Consider the following 15883-nt stretch of genomic DNA (forward strand, 5'->3'; position numbering starts at 1 on the left):
CTTTATACAAAATTAACCAATGATTTCATCAACTTGCTGGAAAAACTTCTTCATCATATTATCTGTACCAATCGAAATCCTTACATACTGGTCAATAGTCGGCTTTTTAAAGTAGCGAATTAATATATTCTTTGCTTTTAATTGCTGATAAAGCATTTCAGCATCATAATCAGGGGAATGAGCAAAGATAAAGTTGGTTGCACTTGGCAAAACAAAAAAACCTCGCTTTTCCATTTCAGTAACTACCCAGTTTCTCGTTTGGATGATTTTAGCAGTAGTTTCCGCAAAATAGCTTGTATCTTCCATTGCAGCTTTGGCACCAACAATCGCTAAACGGTCAACCGTGTATGAATTAAAGGAATCTTTAATACGTATTAGTGCCTCCATGAGATGTTTATGACCAATCGCATAACCTACACGTAATCCAGCCAGTGAACGAGATTTAGATAATGTTTTTACTATTAGTAAATTGTCATACCTATTGATAAGAGACACCGCTGTACCTGGTGCAAAGTCAACATATGCCTCATCAATAATTACGACATGATCGGGATTATTTTTTATGATCGCTTCGATACATTCTAAACTAGTATAAATGCTTGTCGGTGCATTTGGGTTAGGCAAAATAACACCACCAACCGATCGGAAAAAATCATGTTCATTAATGGTAAAATCTCTTTTCAGCGGAATTTCTTCAAACGGGATTTGAAATAAATTGGCATACACTGGGTAGAAACTATACGTAATCGCAGGGAACCGAATCGCTTTATCTGGTGAAAAAAATGCCATAAATGCAAATGCTAATACTTCATCAGAACCATTCCCAACGAAAACATTCTCTTTTTGGACTTTTTCTTGTCTAGCAATTACTTTCCTTAAAGAATCCAAGGTAGACGATGGGTAACGATGTAATGAATTTTCCATCTCTTGTTGGATTGCTTCTTTCACTCTAGGTGAAGGGGGATACGGATTTTCATTCGTATTGAGTTTAATAATCGCTGGATCATTTATTTGTTCGCCGGGGATATACGGTGTACATCGTTTTGTGCGTTCACTCCAATACTTCATCATTTTCTTCACCCTTTTCTTTCATGATATGTCTCTTTTGTAGCTCATTATGAATATCGCTAATTGATACATTTAACAGTTCCATAAGAACTAGTGTATGATAGGTTAAATCAGCTATTTCCCATGTTACTTCAGCTTTATCATTATTTTTGGCACCAATAATAACCTCACTTGTTTCTTCACCAACCTTTTTTAAAATTTTATCCATGCCTTCGTTAAATAAATATGTTGTATATGCACCTTCTACAGGGTTCTTCCTGCGGTGCTTAATTTTTTTAATTAATTGGGGAAGCATCGTAAACGTAGCTTCATCATTTTGATAGATGGGGTTGTGAAAGCAAGTTTTTTTACCTTTATGGCATGCTGGACCGAGCGGTTTCACTTGAAGAAGTAGGGCGTCATGGTCGCAATCCATAGATACTTGCTGAACCATTTGTCTGTTCCCGGAAGTAGCCCCTTTATTCCAAAGTTCCTGTCTCTTTCTACTGAAAAACCACGCTTCCTTTGTGTCCAGGGTTTTTGCCAAAGCTTCTTGATTCATATAAGCAAGTGTTAATACTTCTCCTGTATCTGCATCTTGAACAATTGCGGGGATTAGCCCATCTTGATTAAATGAAATGTTATCCATTGATATCTCTCCTCACATGAATCCCATGCTCAACTAAGTAGTTTTTTAACTCAGAAATTGGAATTTCTTCATAATGAAAAACCGATGCGGCTAGTGCTGCGTCAGCATAACTTGCTTGTAAAACAGCTGCAAAATGCTGCATCTTCCCAGCGCCACCGCTAGCTATTATTGGTATATTTACACTATGAGCAATTGTTTTGACTAGATCTAAGTCATAGCCGTTTTTCTCACCATCGGTATGAATGGCGTTAAGGACCAGTTCTCCTGCCCCTAGTGATTCTCCTTGCAATGCCCAGTCAATGACATCAAGATTAGCTTGTTTTCTTCCACCGTTAATGTAAACATCCCATTGTTTTTTGCTTGTTTGTTTAGCATCAATGGATAAAACAATACATTGGGAGCCGAATTTTAATGCAGCATCTTTAATTAAATTAGGATTTTTTACAGCAGCACTATTAACGGAAACTTTATCAGCACCAGCGCGTAATACACGATGAATATCGTCAACTGTTCTAATCCCACCGCCCACTGTAAAGGGGATAGTAATTTCTTTTGCAACATTTTCAACAACATCGAGAAAGATATCACGCCCCTCATTAGAGGCCGTTATATCATAAAAGACAAGCTCATCAGCACCTGCCTCGTTATACTTTTTAGCTAGTTCTACAGGATGTGCAATGTCTTGAATATCTTTAAATCTTTTTCCTTTTACAACCCGACCTTTATCGACATCTAAACAAGGGATAATTCGTTTAGCCAGCATGTGTCACAGCCTCCAAGCATGCTTTTAATGTAAGAGAGCCATCATATAATGCTTTTCCGATAATTGCTCCATATACATTCATCTTTTTTAACGTAACTATATCGTCAATCGTAGTTACTCCACCAGAAGCGATGATATTGATTGAAGTAGCCAGTTGTATATGTGTAAGCTCTTTTATATTTGGACCTTTTAGCATGCCATCCTTTAAAATATCAGTATAAATGATGGTTTCTAAGCCTTTTTGTTCCATTTTTTTAACTAATTGGAAAGCAGTGATCGTACTCGTTTCTGTCCATCCATCTGTAGCGACTAACCCATTTCGCGCATCGATAGATACAGCTGTTTGGCTTGGATAATTCGCGATTGCAACGTGTAAGAAATCCGGATCTTTGATTGCTGCTGTTCCAAGAATGACTCTATCGATACCTGCATTTAAATAAGTTTCCATTGTTGTTAAACTGCGTATTCCACCGCCAACTTGAACAGGAATATTGGTTTTTTTGGCAATGTCTTTAATGATCGCTGCATTTTGGGATACACCTGATTTAGCCGCATCTAAATCAACAATATGCAAATAGTGAGCGCCTTGGTTTTCCCATTCTTTAGCCACTTTTACTGGTGAATCGCTATAAACGTTGACCTTATTATAATTTCCTTGGGTAAGTCGGACACATTTTCCGTCTTTAATATCAATTGCCGGAAAAATAATCATAACATCATCTCCTTGACGTTTTCTAACAGTTTTAAACCGATATCTCCGCTTTTTTCTGGATGAAATTGCATACCGATTATGTTCCCTCGCTGAACAATAGCAGGTATCGTTCCAGCATAATCACAAGTTGCGATTAACGTCTTTTTCGCATATTCCTTAACTGCATAAGAGTGGACAAAATAGACGAAGGAATGATCAGGAATTTGGTTTACTAAAGGGCTGCTTTGATGTTTAGAGAGTGTATTCCATCCCATATGTGGCACTTTTACTTTACCGGTAATTTTGCTAACGCGTCCCTTTAATAATCCAAGACCCTCAGATTCTCCATCTTCTTCGCTTATTTCATAGAACAGCTGCATCCCTAAACAAATCCCAAGTACTGGCTTTCCATTATCTGCTTCCCGTTTAATAATCTCAGTTAGGCCTTGATTGTTTAACGCCTGCATGGCATCTTGAAAGGCACCGACACCTGGTAAAATAATTGCATCACTCGTTGCAATGACCGTTTCATCTATCGTAATTTGTGCAGACAGTCCTACTTTCTCTAATGCAAATTGGAGGCTTTTTATATTACCGGCTCCATAATCGATAATTGCAATCATATGGTTTCTTCCCTTCATCTGTTCAGAATAGTGAAACATTATTTTGTCTGTTATATGGTAACTATTTGCTATCGCCAAACATTGTTATTGATCAGTATAATTAATAGGTTGCAAGTAAATTGCTACTCGTTTTGTTGTATAGGAAAAGATAGCCGTTTGTTCATGGCGAATAATTTGTTTAAACGTAGCTTCATCGTCTAGCTTAAGCGGTCGAGCGACTAGCAAACTTCGATCCGGGGAGCTAAATTGTAGAAAACGGGGTCCTAAATCTCCGATTCGTTCAACTAACATTCAAGGAGAAAAAGCACTCCTTGAATGAAGTTTCACTTTACCTCGGATGTAAGGATCCGTATTTTTCTCAATTCAAAACTGTGCTAATGATATTGCAAACATGATGAGAAAAACGGCTCCTAAATCCCCGATTCGTTCAACTAACATTCAAGGAGAAAAAGCACTCCTTGAATGAAGTTTCACTTTATCCCGGATGTAAGGATCCGTATTTTTCTCAATTCAAAACTGTGCTAATGATATTGCAAACATGATGAGAAAAACGGGTCCTAAATCCCCGATTCGTTCAACTAACATTCAAGGAGAAAAAGCACTCCTTGAATGAAGTTTCACTTTATCCCTTCGGAAGCTCCGGCGTTTGTACGTTACTAAGCGAGTGCATTTGTTTTTTCTGTAATGAAAGGCTAGAGGCTCCCTTTGGTTGAAGGGATGCCTTTAATTCGTTCACTTTTTTGTGTCGCAATGTCCAAAGCACGACCGAAACCTTTAAAAATTGATTCAATCATATGATGCGTGTTTTTGCCATACACATTGTGAATGTGCAATGTCACCTTTGCATTGCTGGCAAACGCTTGGAAAAACTCCTCCACCAACTCAGTGTCAAAATTCCCCACTTTTTCCTTTAAGTCCTTTGCTTGATAAACTAAATAGGCGCGTCCACTAATATCAAGAGAAACCGTAGAAAGTGCTTCATCCATTGGCGTTGTTATACTTGCAAAGCGGGTGATGCCGACTTTATTTCCCAAAGCTTGGCGAAAAGCTTCACCTAATGCGATTCCGACGTCTTCAACCGAATGATGCTGGTCTACTTCTAAATCTCCATTACAAACGACTTGTAAATCGAATAGTCCGTGCCTTGTTAAAAGAGTAAGCATATGATCAAAAAAACCTATCCCTGTTTGGATTGAACTTTCACCTGTTCCATCAATCGAGAGCTTCAACGATATATCCGTTTCTGTAGTCGTTCGATTTATTTTATAACTTCGCATCGGTTAATTTTCCTCCTTCCGAATTTGGACAGATTGAGCGTGAGCGGTTAGCTGCTCGATGTTGGCTAATTCGATAATGGGATCGGCTGTTTTTAGTAACGCTGCTTTGTCATAGTAAATGACACTTGATTTTTTCATGAAATCATATACACCAAGCGGAGAAGCGAAGGCAGCTGTCCCATTTGTCGGAAGCGTATGATTAGGTCCCGCGACATAATCGCCTAATGCCTCTGGAGCATAATGACCCAAGAAAATGGCACCAGCATTGTGAATATAGCCAAGGTGTTCCATTGGTTGATCAATCATCAGTTCCAGATGCTCTGGAGCTATATCATTTACAATGTCAAAGGCCGCTCTAAGTGAATCAACAACAATTATTTTTCCTTGATCGTTTAGGGATTGATTAATAATTTTCTTTCTGGTCAGTTTCTTGGATTGCCTAAGTAATTCCTGTTGAATACTATCTGCCTGCTGATTACTTGTCGTAATACAAATTGCTCTGGCTGCTTCATCATGCTCTGCCTGTGATAATAAGTCAGCAGCAACAAAATCGGCTCTCGCTGTTTCATCAGCTACGACGCAAATCTCGCTTGGTCCTGCAATCATATCAATTGCTACATCACCATAGACCCATTTTTTGGCATGAGCGACAAAGGCGTTACCAGGACCGGTAATCTTTTGTACCTTTTTTACAGTTTCCGTTCCGTAAGCAAGTGCAGCAATCGATTGTGCGCCGCCCATTTTATAAATTGTCTCTACTCCCGTTATTTCAGCTGCTACTAATACATATGGATTAATACGTCCATCGAGTTGAGGCGGAGTTGTTAAATAAATATGTTTTACTCCAGCTATTTTAGCGGGTATTACATTCATTAAGACGCTGGATGGATAGGCTGCTTTTCCCCCGGGAATATAAATACCTACCTTTTGTAAAGGCGTTATCTTTTGTCCGATGATTTTTCCAGGTTCACTTGTATCAAACCAAGATTTTTCTAACTGCTTTTCATGAAAGCTTGCAATATTTTTCGCAGCTTCTGTGAGTGCTGTAACAAATGAAGTAGAAACCGATTCTCGTGCTTCGGTAAATTCTTTACGCGTAACAGACAGCTGGTTTATTTTCACCCCATCGAATTGTTCGGTAAAGGATTGTACTGCTTGGTCTCCATGCTTTTTCACCTGATGAATAATAGATAAAACTGTTTGGTTAATTTTTTCATCAAATGGATTTAATGCTTCTGATGATTGGTTTTCCCAATATTCTGCAGCAGTTAAGTGTTGCATCTTGATTCCTCCACGTTCTTTTTCAGTTTTTTAATAAATGGCTGAATATGTTCTGCTTTCATTGCAAAGCTTGCTTTATTAACAATCAAGCGGGTGCTAATTGGTTCTACCTTTTCCAATATGACTAAACCATTCTCCCTTAATGTATTACCTGTTTCGACGATATCAACGATAACATCTGAAAGACCGATTAGTGGTGCCAACTCAACAGATCCATTCAGTTTTACCACATCGATCGCTTTTCCTTTACGAGCAAAATGTTTTTTGGCTACCATAGGATATTTTGTTGCGATTGTTAATGGTTGAACCGAATCAAGGCTTTGCCCTGGCTTTCCAGCAACGGCAAATTCACATTGCCCTATTTTTAAATCGAGTATTTCATAAATATCTGCTTTCGACTCTAAAATATTATCCTTACCAACAATTCCCATATCAGCAGCGCCCTTTTCCACGTAAGTAGGTACATCGACAGCTTTGACAAAAATCAGCTTTATTGATTTTTCGCTGTTGTAAAAAACAAGTTTTCTGCTAGAGGGTGTTAAATCGTTAAACGTAATTCCTACCTTTTTCAATAATGTGATCGTATGATCAGCTGTTCTCCCTTTCGCTACAGCTATTGTGAGAGCTACCATTTATCGCTTCTCCCCCCTATTTTTCGAGTATGGTTAATAATTCAGATGGATGGTTAAATTCATTCGTGTTAGCTTTATATTTCAACATTGACATGGTTGGTTTATAAATTACAACTCTCGTAGATTCAGAGATCCGCTCTGGAAAATCAGTTAATGGATTGCTAATTACGGCATAACCCTGATCCCGTAAATAAAATGCGGCTGTTAAAGCTTCCTTTTGCTGTGTAAGTTCATAATAGATATAAATGGTTGTATCGATGTTTGATGCTTGCAACAAATGATGTCGTTGAGCTGCTACTAATAATAGGCCAACATCAAAGGCAAAGCCGATTGCTGGAAGATGGGTACCGAAACGGTCTCCTAAATGATCGTATCTTCCTCCCATAACGACAGGCTTTCCTGCTTGATCAACAAATCCTTGAAAAATAATATTCGAATAGTAATTCATATCATTAATCAGTCCAAGGTTAAAGATAATATTATCTGTTAGTTGATAAGCTTGCAGAATATGATAGACATCCATTAAATAAGTTAATTCTGCTTGAACTTTACCATTTAGCCCATATTCCTTTACTTCGTTCATAACTGCTTCAGGCTTCCCATAGAGAAACGGGATGTATGCAATAGCATTTTTTACAGCAATGTCAATTGTTAAAGACTGTAAGTAGTTTGTCATTTCTGTTATATTTTTTGTTTTAATAAAACCTTGTATTTCAGTGATTTCTTTTTCCGATAATCCTGATTGTGCTATTAATGCTTTAAAAAAACCAGCATGACCGATTTCAACTTTGAATGTCGGAAAACCACAGTCTTTTAACGTATGAATGGCTAATGCGATAACTTCTGCATCAACTGCTGGTGTACGAGTGGCAAAACATTCGATTCCAGCCTGTGTCCGTTCTTTTTCGTCATCGTTTTGACTGTGCCGAAATACATCCATAATATAAAAAAAACGCTTGCTGGTTCGTGTCTGTGTTGGGCTTGCAGCCATTCGTTGTGTAATGGGAATGGTGGCATCCGGGCGGAGAACAAGAACTTTGCCTGCTGTATCAATAAATTTAATCATATCCTCTGTATTAACCATGACTGGTTTCGTTGCGTACAAATCATAGGGTTCAAAGGTAGTGGTTTGTATTTGACTATATCCATATGTTCTAAAGCGCTGCTTTAAAATGGCAAGCAGTTCTTCTCGCTGTTGAAAGTGCCCGACCTCGTTTCCCCGATAGAAGTGATTTATTAAAGGCTGCATTCGTCATACTACTCCTTCCACTATTACATTTTCTAACAAGCTATGATAAAATGAATTTATCGCTTTATCAATTTATCACTTTATCTAAGTAAAGTTATATAGTATTCTAATAATTATAGAAAGAAAAGTCAACCAAAGGGAGTGAATTTTTTATGTTTGACTATCATTTACACAGTAATTTTTCAGCTGACTGTGATACGCCAATGGAGAAAACGGTGGAAGCAGCAATTAAGCTGGGCTTAAATGAAATTTGTTTTACGGAGCATATCGATGAAGATTATCCAGATCCAACGATCGACTTTACGTTAGATTTACCTGCTTATGATAAAAAAATCAAGGCAATGCAAAGCAACTACAAGGATCGTATAAAAATTCGAAAAGGATTGGAAATCGGTGTTCAACCACATCTATTAAACGATTGTCAAGAAATTATTGATGCCGAGCCATTTGATTTTGTCATTTGTTCCATGCATACTACTGGAAAAAAAGCACTGCACGCAGGCGATTTTTTTGCAGAGCGAATCATTGATGAAGCCTATCTGCAATATTATGAAGAGCTTCTGTACTGCATTACTCATTTTAAGGGGTTTCAAGTGTTAGGACATCTTGATTTAGTAAGACGGTATACGAAAGGAAAGGAAGTTAAGAAAGATTTCCATGATGTAATAGAACAAATTTTTAAAACAATTATTCCAAATGAAAAGGGGATTGAAGTAAATACATCTGGCTATCGTTACGGGTTATCGAGTGCCATGCCAAGTGTTGATATTCTCAAATTATATAAGCAATGTGGTGGAGAGATCATTACGGTTGGTTCAGATTCGCATGTAGCCTCAACGGTTGGAAAAGGAATTCAAGAAACGATGGAGTTGCTGAATAGGATTGGATTTAAATATATAACCACATTTGAAAATAAACAGCCAATTTTCCATCGAATCTAATCATTTCATGTGTCTTAAGGAAGTCCAAAGTCTATACTATAGATAATGGACTTTTTTTATTGTTAAGGAAATTATATCCGTCGATAATTTTAAAAAAATAGCTTTGTTAACCTAAGCGCATAAGCTGTAGCAAATTTCGCGCTTCTTCCTATGATAAGACAACATCATCTCCAATTTAAAGGAAGAGCGACCAAAAGCAGGTTTACCGTAAAGCGTCGCCCCTGTTTTAGTGGCATGTATTCTTTTTTAAGGAGCCGTAAAACTTTCACACCGAACGTAATATGTATGAGAAGAGCAAAATATGTGAAGTAAAAACTTGATTTGTTGGAAGTCGATAGGACAAGGAAGACTTCTTGAACAGGCATCACACAAAGAAAAAGTGTACTTCTTTTTTTAAAGGATAAGGAAAACTACGACAGTGATACATTTGCATGCAGAAAAAGCGTTCTTCTTTTTCAAGAAGAAAACCCACCTTGAATAAAGTTTCACTTTATCTACAGAAGATCTCAGCTGTACGTCGCTGGTTTGCTTGAAGATGCATTGAAAAAATTTAAAGAAGTCTCTTTCCGTTTTTCTGAGTAATAACAAGGTGACGTGATTAAATGCTACATATGACGTTTTTTTGTTAACCGAGCGTTTTAAACTTTTGTTTCCGTGAATTTTCTAATAAAGTGACGATAGATAGCTAAAGTATGAGTTCAACTACAGGTTGCTTATGTGTAGAAACTCGTGCTGGCTAAGGTTTTCCTACTTTTTTATGAAATATAGTTTTTTTACAAACTTATTTTAGGGGGAAAATAAACTTCCTCCATGTTATAATAAAAAGGCGCCCGCTGTAACAGCTTTAAGTTATGGCAGGCAAACAAAATAAAACAACATCCTATCCCTCCCGAAGCCGGTCTTAGCATATATAACAGAGTACAAAAGGCAAATAGATGGGAAAGAATAAGGAAGATTATTTTGAGAAATAAAATCATCAGTATCACATCGTTTAGTCTAGTCATCATTGGGTTTATTTCAATTTTAGCTATACCAAACAGGGCAATCTCAGATTTTGATAAAATTCGTCCAACATTGTTTGTGCATGGATATAAAGGAACAGAAAACTCGTTTGGATTTATGCTGGAACGATTTGAGCATGAATATAAATGGGGAGACAAAGCGCTTGTTTATTATGTAACAAAGCAGGGGGTCGTACAAAAATATCATCCACGTTTAGGAAAAGAAAAGCCGATGTTTGTTCAGGTCATATTTGCGCAAAATCGTGCCAGTTTTGAGCTAACAGCTAGTTGGTTAGCTAATGTTTTACAGGATATGAAAAAAGTATATGGTGTGGATGATGTTAATATTGTTGGTCATTCTATGGGAGGAATTGTAGCTTTAAAATATATAAAGCAATTTCGCGGGGAGCAATTTCCTTCTGTGCATAAATTTGTCACTTTAGGAAGTCCATTTGATGGAATCTACAGCGAAGCATATTTCCAAATTCATCATGACCCTGCAGCAACCGACTTACGCCCTGATTCTCCTGCACTAAAGTTTTTACGAGAGCGGCCTTTTCCAAAGCATACGCAAGTACTAAGTATCAGTAGTACTGGAGACGCTATTGCAGTACCGGAGAGCGTTCGCTCATTAAGAGAGATCGTACCAAGTGGACAATTAACCGAGAAAGTGATAGAAAATAAACAGTTAGGTCATAGTGATCTACATGAAAGCAGAAGGGTAGACCAACTCATTTATGAATTTTTGTGGAAAAATCAAGTTAACATGGAATCGAAGGCGCCATAAATTCAGTTTAATAAAAGCGAAGAAGCAAAGGGAAAGCGTCTAAATGCCCGATTATTTGACTTGGGGAGCAAGAAAAGCCTTTGCCAGCAAGACATCGCAATTTTAGCCTTTGTTCTACTTCAGGTAGAAAAACGCGAAGTATTTGTTTTTGTTTGTATAGAAGCGTGAATAAAAGTTAAAGGAATGATACGTGTGGGCTTGAATCATCATATATACGATAAATTATTAAAAATTACATCCCAGAAAAATGTGATGGTGGATGAGAAATTAAAAAATCATACGTATACCCGATTAGGGGGAAAAGCTGATTTTTTAGTGACACCAGAGACTTATAAAGAAGTACAAGAAATTGTAAAACTAGCAAATAATGAAAACATTCCCTTTACATTGCTGGGAAATGGCTCCAACTTAATTGTAAAAGATGGTGGTATCCGCGGGATTGTTATGAATTTACAACGGCTGACTGATATTTCCACGACTGGTACAACTATCGTAGCTCAAAGTGGGGCGCGAATTATTGATGTCTCAAGAGAAGCATTGACACATCGTTTGTCCGGACTGGAGTTTGCTTGTGGCATCCCAGGATCAGTGGGTGGGGCTTTATTTATGAATGCCGGTGCTTATGGTGGTGAAATAAAAGATGTATTGGTTAGCACCAAAGTAGTTGATAAAAAAGGGAATATTCAGATTTTAACTGCTGACCAGCTAGATCTTGACTATCGTACCAGCAATATTCCTGAGAAGGGATATATTGTGTTAGAGGCTACTTTTTCGTTAAAAAAAGGCAATTATGAAGAAATAAAAGCAATTATGGATGATCTTACTTACAAGCGAGAATCAAAGCAGCCCCTGGAGTATCCATCTTGTGGTAGCGTGTTTAAGCGACCACCAGGATATTTTGCAGGGAAGTTGATTCAAGATAGTGATTTACAAGGAAAGCAGATTGGTGGCGCGCAAGTATCTTTAAAGCATGCAGGCTTTATCGTAAACATAGATAATGCTACAGCGAGTGAATACATTGCTCTTATTCATCACGTACAAGAAACGGTTATGAAAAAATTTGGAGTAAAATTGGAACGTGAAGTAAAGATTATTGGTGAAGATCCTCAATAACATTGGAAAAAACGGCAATCAGCAGCATAGTTGGTTGCCGATTTTACATATTAGAAACACATTTAGTTTAAGTATAGTGATTGATATGTCTTCGTAACGGAAAGATAAACCAACTCACAAGCGAAATTTTTTACTCAGCTTTATTCCATATCAGAAAGCATTATGAGCGTTTTTTTATTATTGATCGGTCGCTTGAATTTACGATTATTTTAGTTATGATGGTGGTATTCGCAAAAAAATTGATAGCGCTACATTACGATTTCAAGGATGTTGCGATCCTAGACGACCAAGGGATTTTTTCATATCTATTTTGAACATGCACACCAGCCATTTTCAAAGATATCAGTTATCGTAAATAGATGCGGAAAGATACAAATTTACCGTCATCATGCTCGAAAGCGGTGTAAGAATTTGCGCAGTCGTTCATTGTCGGAATGCTCAATAACTTCACTGGCTGTGCCTTGTTCAGCGATAACTCCTTCATCTAAAAAAAGAACTTTGTCGGCTATATCTAGTGCAAAGTCCATCTCATGTGTAACAAGAACCATTGCCATGTCATCGTTTTTTGCAATATCGCGAATAACACTCAGTACTTCTCCAACTAATTCCGGGTCCAGAGCTGAAGTCACCTCATCGAACAATATAATTTTTGGTCGCATTACAAGAGCTCGGGCCATTGCTACGCGCTGCCTTTGACCACCTGAAAGTTGACTTGGATAATTATTTACTTTATCCCCTAAGCCAACACGCTCTAACATTTCCAAAGATCGTTTTTTTGCTTCACCCTTTGCTTCTTTCTTTACATGAACTGGAGCAGTCATACAATTTTCTATAATTGTCATATGTGGAAACAGGTTAAAGTGTTGAAAGACCATGCCAATATCTCCACGGACTTTTCGTAAATGCTTTTCATTGGCAGGAACCAGTTTCCCTTTTTTCTTCATTTTCCATAAATTTGTCCCGTTTACGATAATATCACCTGCAGTAGGTTGTTCCAGTGTCATAAGCATTCTAATGATGGTTGTTTTTCCTGAACCGCTTGGCCCGATAATAGCAACTTTCTCTGCTGGTCTAATATCTAAGTCAATTCCTTTTAATACATTGACACCTCCAAATGATTTGTGGACGTTATTAAATGTAACTATTGGTTCTGTCATTATGCTGTCGCTCCTTTACTTCTAGTCAAGCTTCATTTTGATCGTTTAGCTTAAACGATTGAGCTGTAGCAAACTTCGAACTTTTTCCTACGATAAGTTAACATCGGTTCGAATCTAAAGGTAGGCCGACTAAAAGCGGCTTACCGCCAGGCGACTGCATACCCCTGTTTTAGAGGTATGTTTCCTCTATTCCGAATGTATGTATCGGTATTTCTCTCATTTGAAAAATCTGCTTATTATTTTACGAACATGGTGAGAGGAATGGCTCCTAAATTCCGATTTCTCAAGCTAACTTTCTAAGAGAAAAGCGCTCCGTAATGAAGTTTCCCTTTATCCCGCATGTAAGGTGCCGTAAAACTACACCTTAGAGAAAACGTAGAAGTTTAAATCGTAGAAACGGCACCTAAATGCCCGATTGGTTCATCTAACATTTCTTGGGAAAAGCATTCCAAGAAATGAAGATTCCCTTTATCCTATCTGAAGTTCTCCAGTTTGTTCGTCGCTAACTTGATCAATTATAGCTTTTATTCTCTTAGCGTCGGTTCAATCTTTTTTCTGTTTGTTTATAATTATAGCAGAAGGATAACTCATTCCGAACGAATAACTAGAGTAAAAGAAAACACGAAGCGGTTGATAATTTCGATATAGATAAAACGGCTAGTCCAATCGGGCAAGCCGTTTTTTAAATATTTTATATCAAGGGGGGATTAACATGAAAATCAATTGGAAAGTAAGAGTAAAAAAGAAATCATTTTGGTTGACCTTAGTTCCTGCAGTTGTATTGTTAGCGCAAACTATAGGTAATTGGTTTGGATATGACGTAGCAGCAGAATTAATCAAAGAAGAAGCTGTGAAATTTATTAATGCCGTTTTTGCTGTTCTAGTTATTTTGGGTATTGTTAATGATCCTACCACAAGTGGACTCAGTGACAGCGAACAAGCTTTAAATTATATAAAACCTAGAAAAGATAATAAAGATGCCAATTAAGGCGCTCATTCAATGGGCGCTTTTTATACTATAGGAAGGTATAAAACTTTATGGTTTATCGTATAAGAAAAACGATAGCTTTCGCCATAAAGACTTGGCGATAAGCCAAGTTTTTCTAATATAAAATATTTTAATGGGAGAGGTACGTAACGGACATATTATTAATACTTCACATTATCAGGGCGTTAACTAGTATTCATTATGATAAGTTGACAAAATAGGTCGAACGAATACAACTCTAAATTAATAGATCGACATTACAACCCACCATAGAAGTTTCAAAAGCGTGGAATTCCTATTGCAGCATCTGCTTGGGTACGTGGTGTTTTTAATCGGATATGGAGATTGGAGCAACAGACTTTTATAACGTACGAAGGTAGAAGAATAACCAATGGGGGTATATGTGTTTTAAAAAGCTTATGCCACAAAGCTCCGTAATTTAGGTGCAAATAGGTTGGTGTGTACATCGGACATCATTATATCAAGGGTTTAATATAGATTTTTAGTGATTTTGACGCTATTTGGATTCCTCATTACGAAGCTAATAACGGTAGACCAACAAGCAAATCAATATATGATTGCGACCTGCACCAATATACGGATTGTGGTCGCTTAGACGGTTACACAGAAAACGTAGATTTAAGTCGAATTAATAATAGCAAATTATTATCTTACTTTACCGACGACAATAATTAAAAAATTATCCAGTAAATCTAGTGGTGAAGTCGAGTCATTAAATGTATATTAGCAAAAATCTGGCGACGTTGACGTGTTAAGCGGTATTGCAAACGTTATGAAACAACAGTAGCAAAGTTAGCACCGATTAACGGGAGAACGAATCCGAATAAAGGCTAGAAAATCAAACTAACAGGTTCCACTGCCAAAAATCGACTAAAAAATACCACACGGTTAAATCTAGTTACACAATAAGTGAGCTGCAGGGTATATGGCAGCGCTTCACAGATAAAGCATTGGGATATCCAATCCAAATAAAAATTTCATTGGTCAGATATTGCTTGTTTAATAACATAATCCCCTCTTGATTGAGGGGATTCCAAGGGGGGAGGTTCATAAGTTTCCTCCCTTTTAGTTTGTCCTCAGAAATAAAAAATATGTATAAAAATAAACCGAGAAACTAACAATACAATGGAATCTAATATCGAAGGAGGGATACTTATGTCACAACAACAGATCCAACAAGCATTGCAACAGATCGCTCAAATTGCTCAACAATTAGAACAACAGGAGCATCAAAATGCACAGCAACTTCAACAAGGACAACAACAAGGTGCACAACAAACAATGGCGCAACATGAAATGAATGCCGTGCAACAATTACAGCAAATTCAACAACTAGTTCAACAATGCCAACAACAATTGAATCAATAGTACTGGATATGAGGTTCTTAGCCAATACATGTCATCTGATGGGGGAATAAAATATTTTACTATTTTCTACCCCCATCAACATTCTATGCATAGTTAAGTATCCATTTTTTTAGTTTTTACACTTAGTGTAAAAATAGTCCTATAAAAAGACTATTCGTCATATGGTTTGTTTTTTTCAGTTGCTATTAAAATTTATTTTTTGACACAATAACATAATCCCCTCTTGTTGAGGTCTATACATAGGAAAGAGAACAGAACTGGCTTGATAATCCAGTTCTGTTGTTTGTGTTTCTCT

Annotated in this window: 16 protein-coding genes; 5 read left to right on the forward strand and 11 right to left on the reverse strand. The window is 37.3% G+C overall.

What is annotated here, in order from left to right; genetic code table 11:
* Positions 1-12: 12 nt before the first annotated feature.
* From hisC to hisZ, 10 genes are all read right to left on the reverse strand, one after another.
* On the reverse strand, positions 13-1071 hold the full coding sequence (gene hisC / locus BN1066_RS10705) for a histidinol-phosphate transaminase (protein ID WP_077319428.1): 1059 nt from the start codon (positions 1069-1071) through the stop codon (positions 13-15).
* Positions 1052-1696, reverse strand: coding sequence for a bifunctional phosphoribosyl-AMP cyclohydrolase/phosphoribosyl-ATP diphosphatase HisIE (gene hisIE, locus BN1066_RS10710; RefSeq protein ID WP_077319429.1), 645 nt, complete (start codon positions 1694-1696; stop codon positions 1052-1054). Before hisIE ends, hisC begins: the two co-directional genes overlap by 20 nt.
* A complete protein-coding gene (hisF, locus tag BN1066_RS10715) occupies positions 1689-2459 on the reverse strand; it encodes an imidazole glycerol phosphate synthase subunit HisF (protein WP_077319430.1) in 771 nt (256 codons plus the stop codon). The genes hisIE and hisF overlap by 8 nt, the downstream gene beginning before the upstream one ends.
* Positions 2449-3171 carry a 1-(5-phosphoribosyl)-5-[(5-phosphoribosylamino)methylideneamino]imidazole-4-carboxamide isomerase gene (hisA, locus tag BN1066_RS10720; protein ID WP_077319431.1) on the reverse strand — a complete coding sequence of 241 codons (723 nt, stop codon included), beginning with the start codon at positions 3169-3171 and terminating at the stop codon, positions 2449-2451. The genes hisF and hisA overlap by 11 nt, the downstream gene beginning before the upstream one ends.
* On the reverse strand, positions 3168-3773 hold the full coding sequence (hisH, locus tag BN1066_RS10725) for an imidazole glycerol phosphate synthase subunit HisH (RefSeq protein ID WP_077319432.1): 606 nt from the start codon (positions 3771-3773) through the stop codon (positions 3168-3170). Before hisH ends, hisA begins: the two co-directional genes overlap by 4 nt.
* 84 nt (positions 3774-3857) lie before the next feature.
* A complete protein-coding gene (locus BN1066_RS10730; protein ID WP_077319433.1) occupies positions 3858-4064 on the reverse strand; it encodes a hypothetical protein in 207 nt (68 codons plus the stop codon).
* A gap of 401 nt (positions 4065-4465) precedes the next feature.
* Complete coding sequence (hisB, locus tag BN1066_RS10735) at positions 4466-5050, reverse strand: imidazoleglycerol-phosphate dehydratase HisB (RefSeq protein ID WP_077319434.1); 585 nt, start codon at positions 5048-5050, stop codon at positions 4466-4468.
* 3 nt (positions 5051-5053) lie between these two features.
* Positions 5054-6331, reverse strand: coding sequence for a histidinol dehydrogenase (hisD, locus tag BN1066_RS10740; protein ID WP_077319435.1), 1278 nt, complete (start codon positions 6329-6331; stop codon positions 5054-5056).
* Positions 6319-6963 carry an ATP phosphoribosyltransferase gene (gene hisG, locus BN1066_RS10745; RefSeq protein ID WP_077319436.1) on the reverse strand — a complete coding sequence of 215 codons (645 nt, stop codon included), beginning with the start codon at positions 6961-6963 and terminating at the stop codon, positions 6319-6321. Before hisG ends, hisD begins: the two co-directional genes overlap by 13 nt.
* 16 nt (positions 6964-6979) lie before the next feature.
* On the reverse strand, positions 6980-8212 hold the full coding sequence (gene hisZ / locus BN1066_RS10750; protein ID WP_077319437.1) for an ATP phosphoribosyltransferase regulatory subunit: 1233 nt from the start codon (positions 8210-8212) through the stop codon (positions 6980-6982).
* Between the two features lie 152 nt (positions 8213-8364).
* Here hisZ and BN1066_RS10755 point away from each other — a divergent pair, with 152 nt between their 5' ends.
* The 3 genes from BN1066_RS10755 to murB all read left to right on the forward strand — a co-directional run bounded on the left by BN1066_RS10755 (position 8365) and on the right by murB (position 12054).
* Positions 8365-9153, forward strand: a complete 789-nt coding sequence (locus BN1066_RS10755; protein ID WP_077319438.1) for a histidinol-phosphatase HisJ family protein — start codon at positions 8365-8367, stop codon at positions 9151-9153.
* Between the two features lie 960 nt (positions 9154-10113).
* A complete protein-coding gene (locus tag BN1066_RS10760) occupies positions 10114-10941 on the forward strand; it encodes an alpha/beta fold hydrolase (RefSeq protein ID WP_143695788.1) in 828 nt (275 codons plus the stop codon).
* A 183-nt stretch (positions 10942-11124) separates the two neighbouring features.
* Positions 11125-12054 (forward strand): UDP-N-acetylmuramate dehydrogenase, encoded by a 930-nt coding sequence (murB, locus tag BN1066_RS10765; protein ID WP_179104356.1) that lies wholly within the window; start codon positions 11125-11127, stop codon positions 12052-12054.
* Positions 12055-12440: 386 nt separating this feature from the next.
* On the opposite strand, the gene ehuA is transcribed toward murB, so the two are convergent.
* Positions 12441-13211 carry an ectoine/hydroxyectoine ABC transporter ATP-binding protein EhuA gene (gene ehuA / locus BN1066_RS10770; protein ID WP_077319441.1) on the reverse strand — a complete coding sequence of 257 codons (771 nt, stop codon included), beginning with the start codon at positions 13209-13211 and terminating at the stop codon, positions 12441-12443.
* A 712-nt stretch (positions 13212-13923) separates the two neighbouring features.
* Between ehuA and BN1066_RS10775 the strand changes: the two genes are divergently transcribed.
* Both BN1066_RS10775 and BN1066_RS10780 read left to right on the forward strand, forming a co-directional pair.
* A complete protein-coding gene (locus BN1066_RS10775; protein ID WP_077319442.1) occupies positions 13924-14199 on the forward strand; it encodes a phage holin in 276 nt (91 codons plus the stop codon).
* Between the two features lie 1176 nt (positions 14200-15375).
* Positions 15376-15588 carry a hypothetical protein gene (locus tag BN1066_RS10780; RefSeq protein ID WP_077319443.1) on the forward strand — a complete coding sequence of 71 codons (213 nt, stop codon included), beginning with the start codon at positions 15376-15378 and terminating at the stop codon, positions 15586-15588.
* The last annotated feature ends 295 nt before the right edge of the window (positions 15589-15883 follow it).

The sequence above is a fragment of the Virgibacillus proomii genome (assembly GCF_900162615.1).
GTDB lineage: Bacteria > Bacillota > Bacilli > Bacillales > Amphibacillaceae > Virgibacillus > Virgibacillus proomii.

Bases quoted from the DNA above. Each gene is read 5' to 3' on its own strand.
- hisC (WP_077319428.1), bottom strand. From the start codon at position 1,071: ATGATGAAGTATTGGAGTGAACGCACAAAACGATGTACACCGTATATC.
- hisIE (WP_077319429.1), bottom strand. From the start codon at position 1,696: ATGGATAACATTTCATTTAATCAAGATGGGCTAATCCCCGCAATTGTT.
- hisF (WP_077319430.1), bottom strand. From the start codon at position 2,459: ATGCTGGCTAAACGAATTATCCCTTGTTTAGATGTCGATAAAGGTCGG.
- hisA (WP_077319431.1), bottom strand. From the start codon at position 3,171: ATGATTATTTTTCCGGCAATTGATATTAAAGACGGAAAATGTGTCCGA.
- hisH (WP_077319432.1), bottom strand. From the start codon at position 3,773: ATGATTGCAATTATCGATTATGGAGCCGGTAATATAAAAAGCCTCCAA.
- BN1066_RS10730 (WP_077319433.1), bottom strand. From the start codon at position 4,064: ATGTTAGTTGAACGAATCGGAGATTTAGGACCCCGTTTTCTACAATTT.
- hisB (WP_077319434.1), bottom strand. From the start codon at position 5,050: ATGCGAAGTTATAAAATAAATCGAACGACTACAGAAACGGATATATCG.
- hisD (WP_077319435.1), bottom strand. From the start codon at position 6,331: ATGCAACACTTAACTGCTGCAGAATATTGGGAAAACCAATCATCAGAA.
- hisG (WP_077319436.1), bottom strand. From the start codon at position 6,963: ATGGTAGCTCTCACAATAGCTGTAGCGAAAGGGAGAACAGCTGATCAT.
- hisZ (WP_077319437.1), bottom strand. From the start codon at position 8,212: ATGCAGCCTTTAATAAATCACTTCTATCGGGGAAACGAGGTCGGGCAC.
- BN1066_RS10755 (WP_077319438.1), top strand. From the start codon at position 8,365: ATGTTTGACTATCATTTACACAGTAATTTTTCAGCTGACTGTGATACG.
- murB (WP_179104356.1), top strand. From the start codon at position 11,125: ATGATACGTGTGGGCTTGAATCATCATATATACGATAAATTATTAAAA.
- ehuA (WP_077319441.1), bottom strand. From the start codon at position 13,211: ATGACAGAACCAATAGTTACATTTAATAACGTCCACAAATCATTTGGA.
- BN1066_RS10775 (WP_077319442.1), top strand. From the start codon at position 13,924: ATGAAAATCAATTGGAAAGTAAGAGTAAAAAAGAAATCATTTTGGTTG.
- BN1066_RS10780 (WP_077319443.1), top strand. From the start codon at position 15,376: ATGTCACAACAACAGATCCAACAAGCATTGCAACAGATCGCTCAAATT.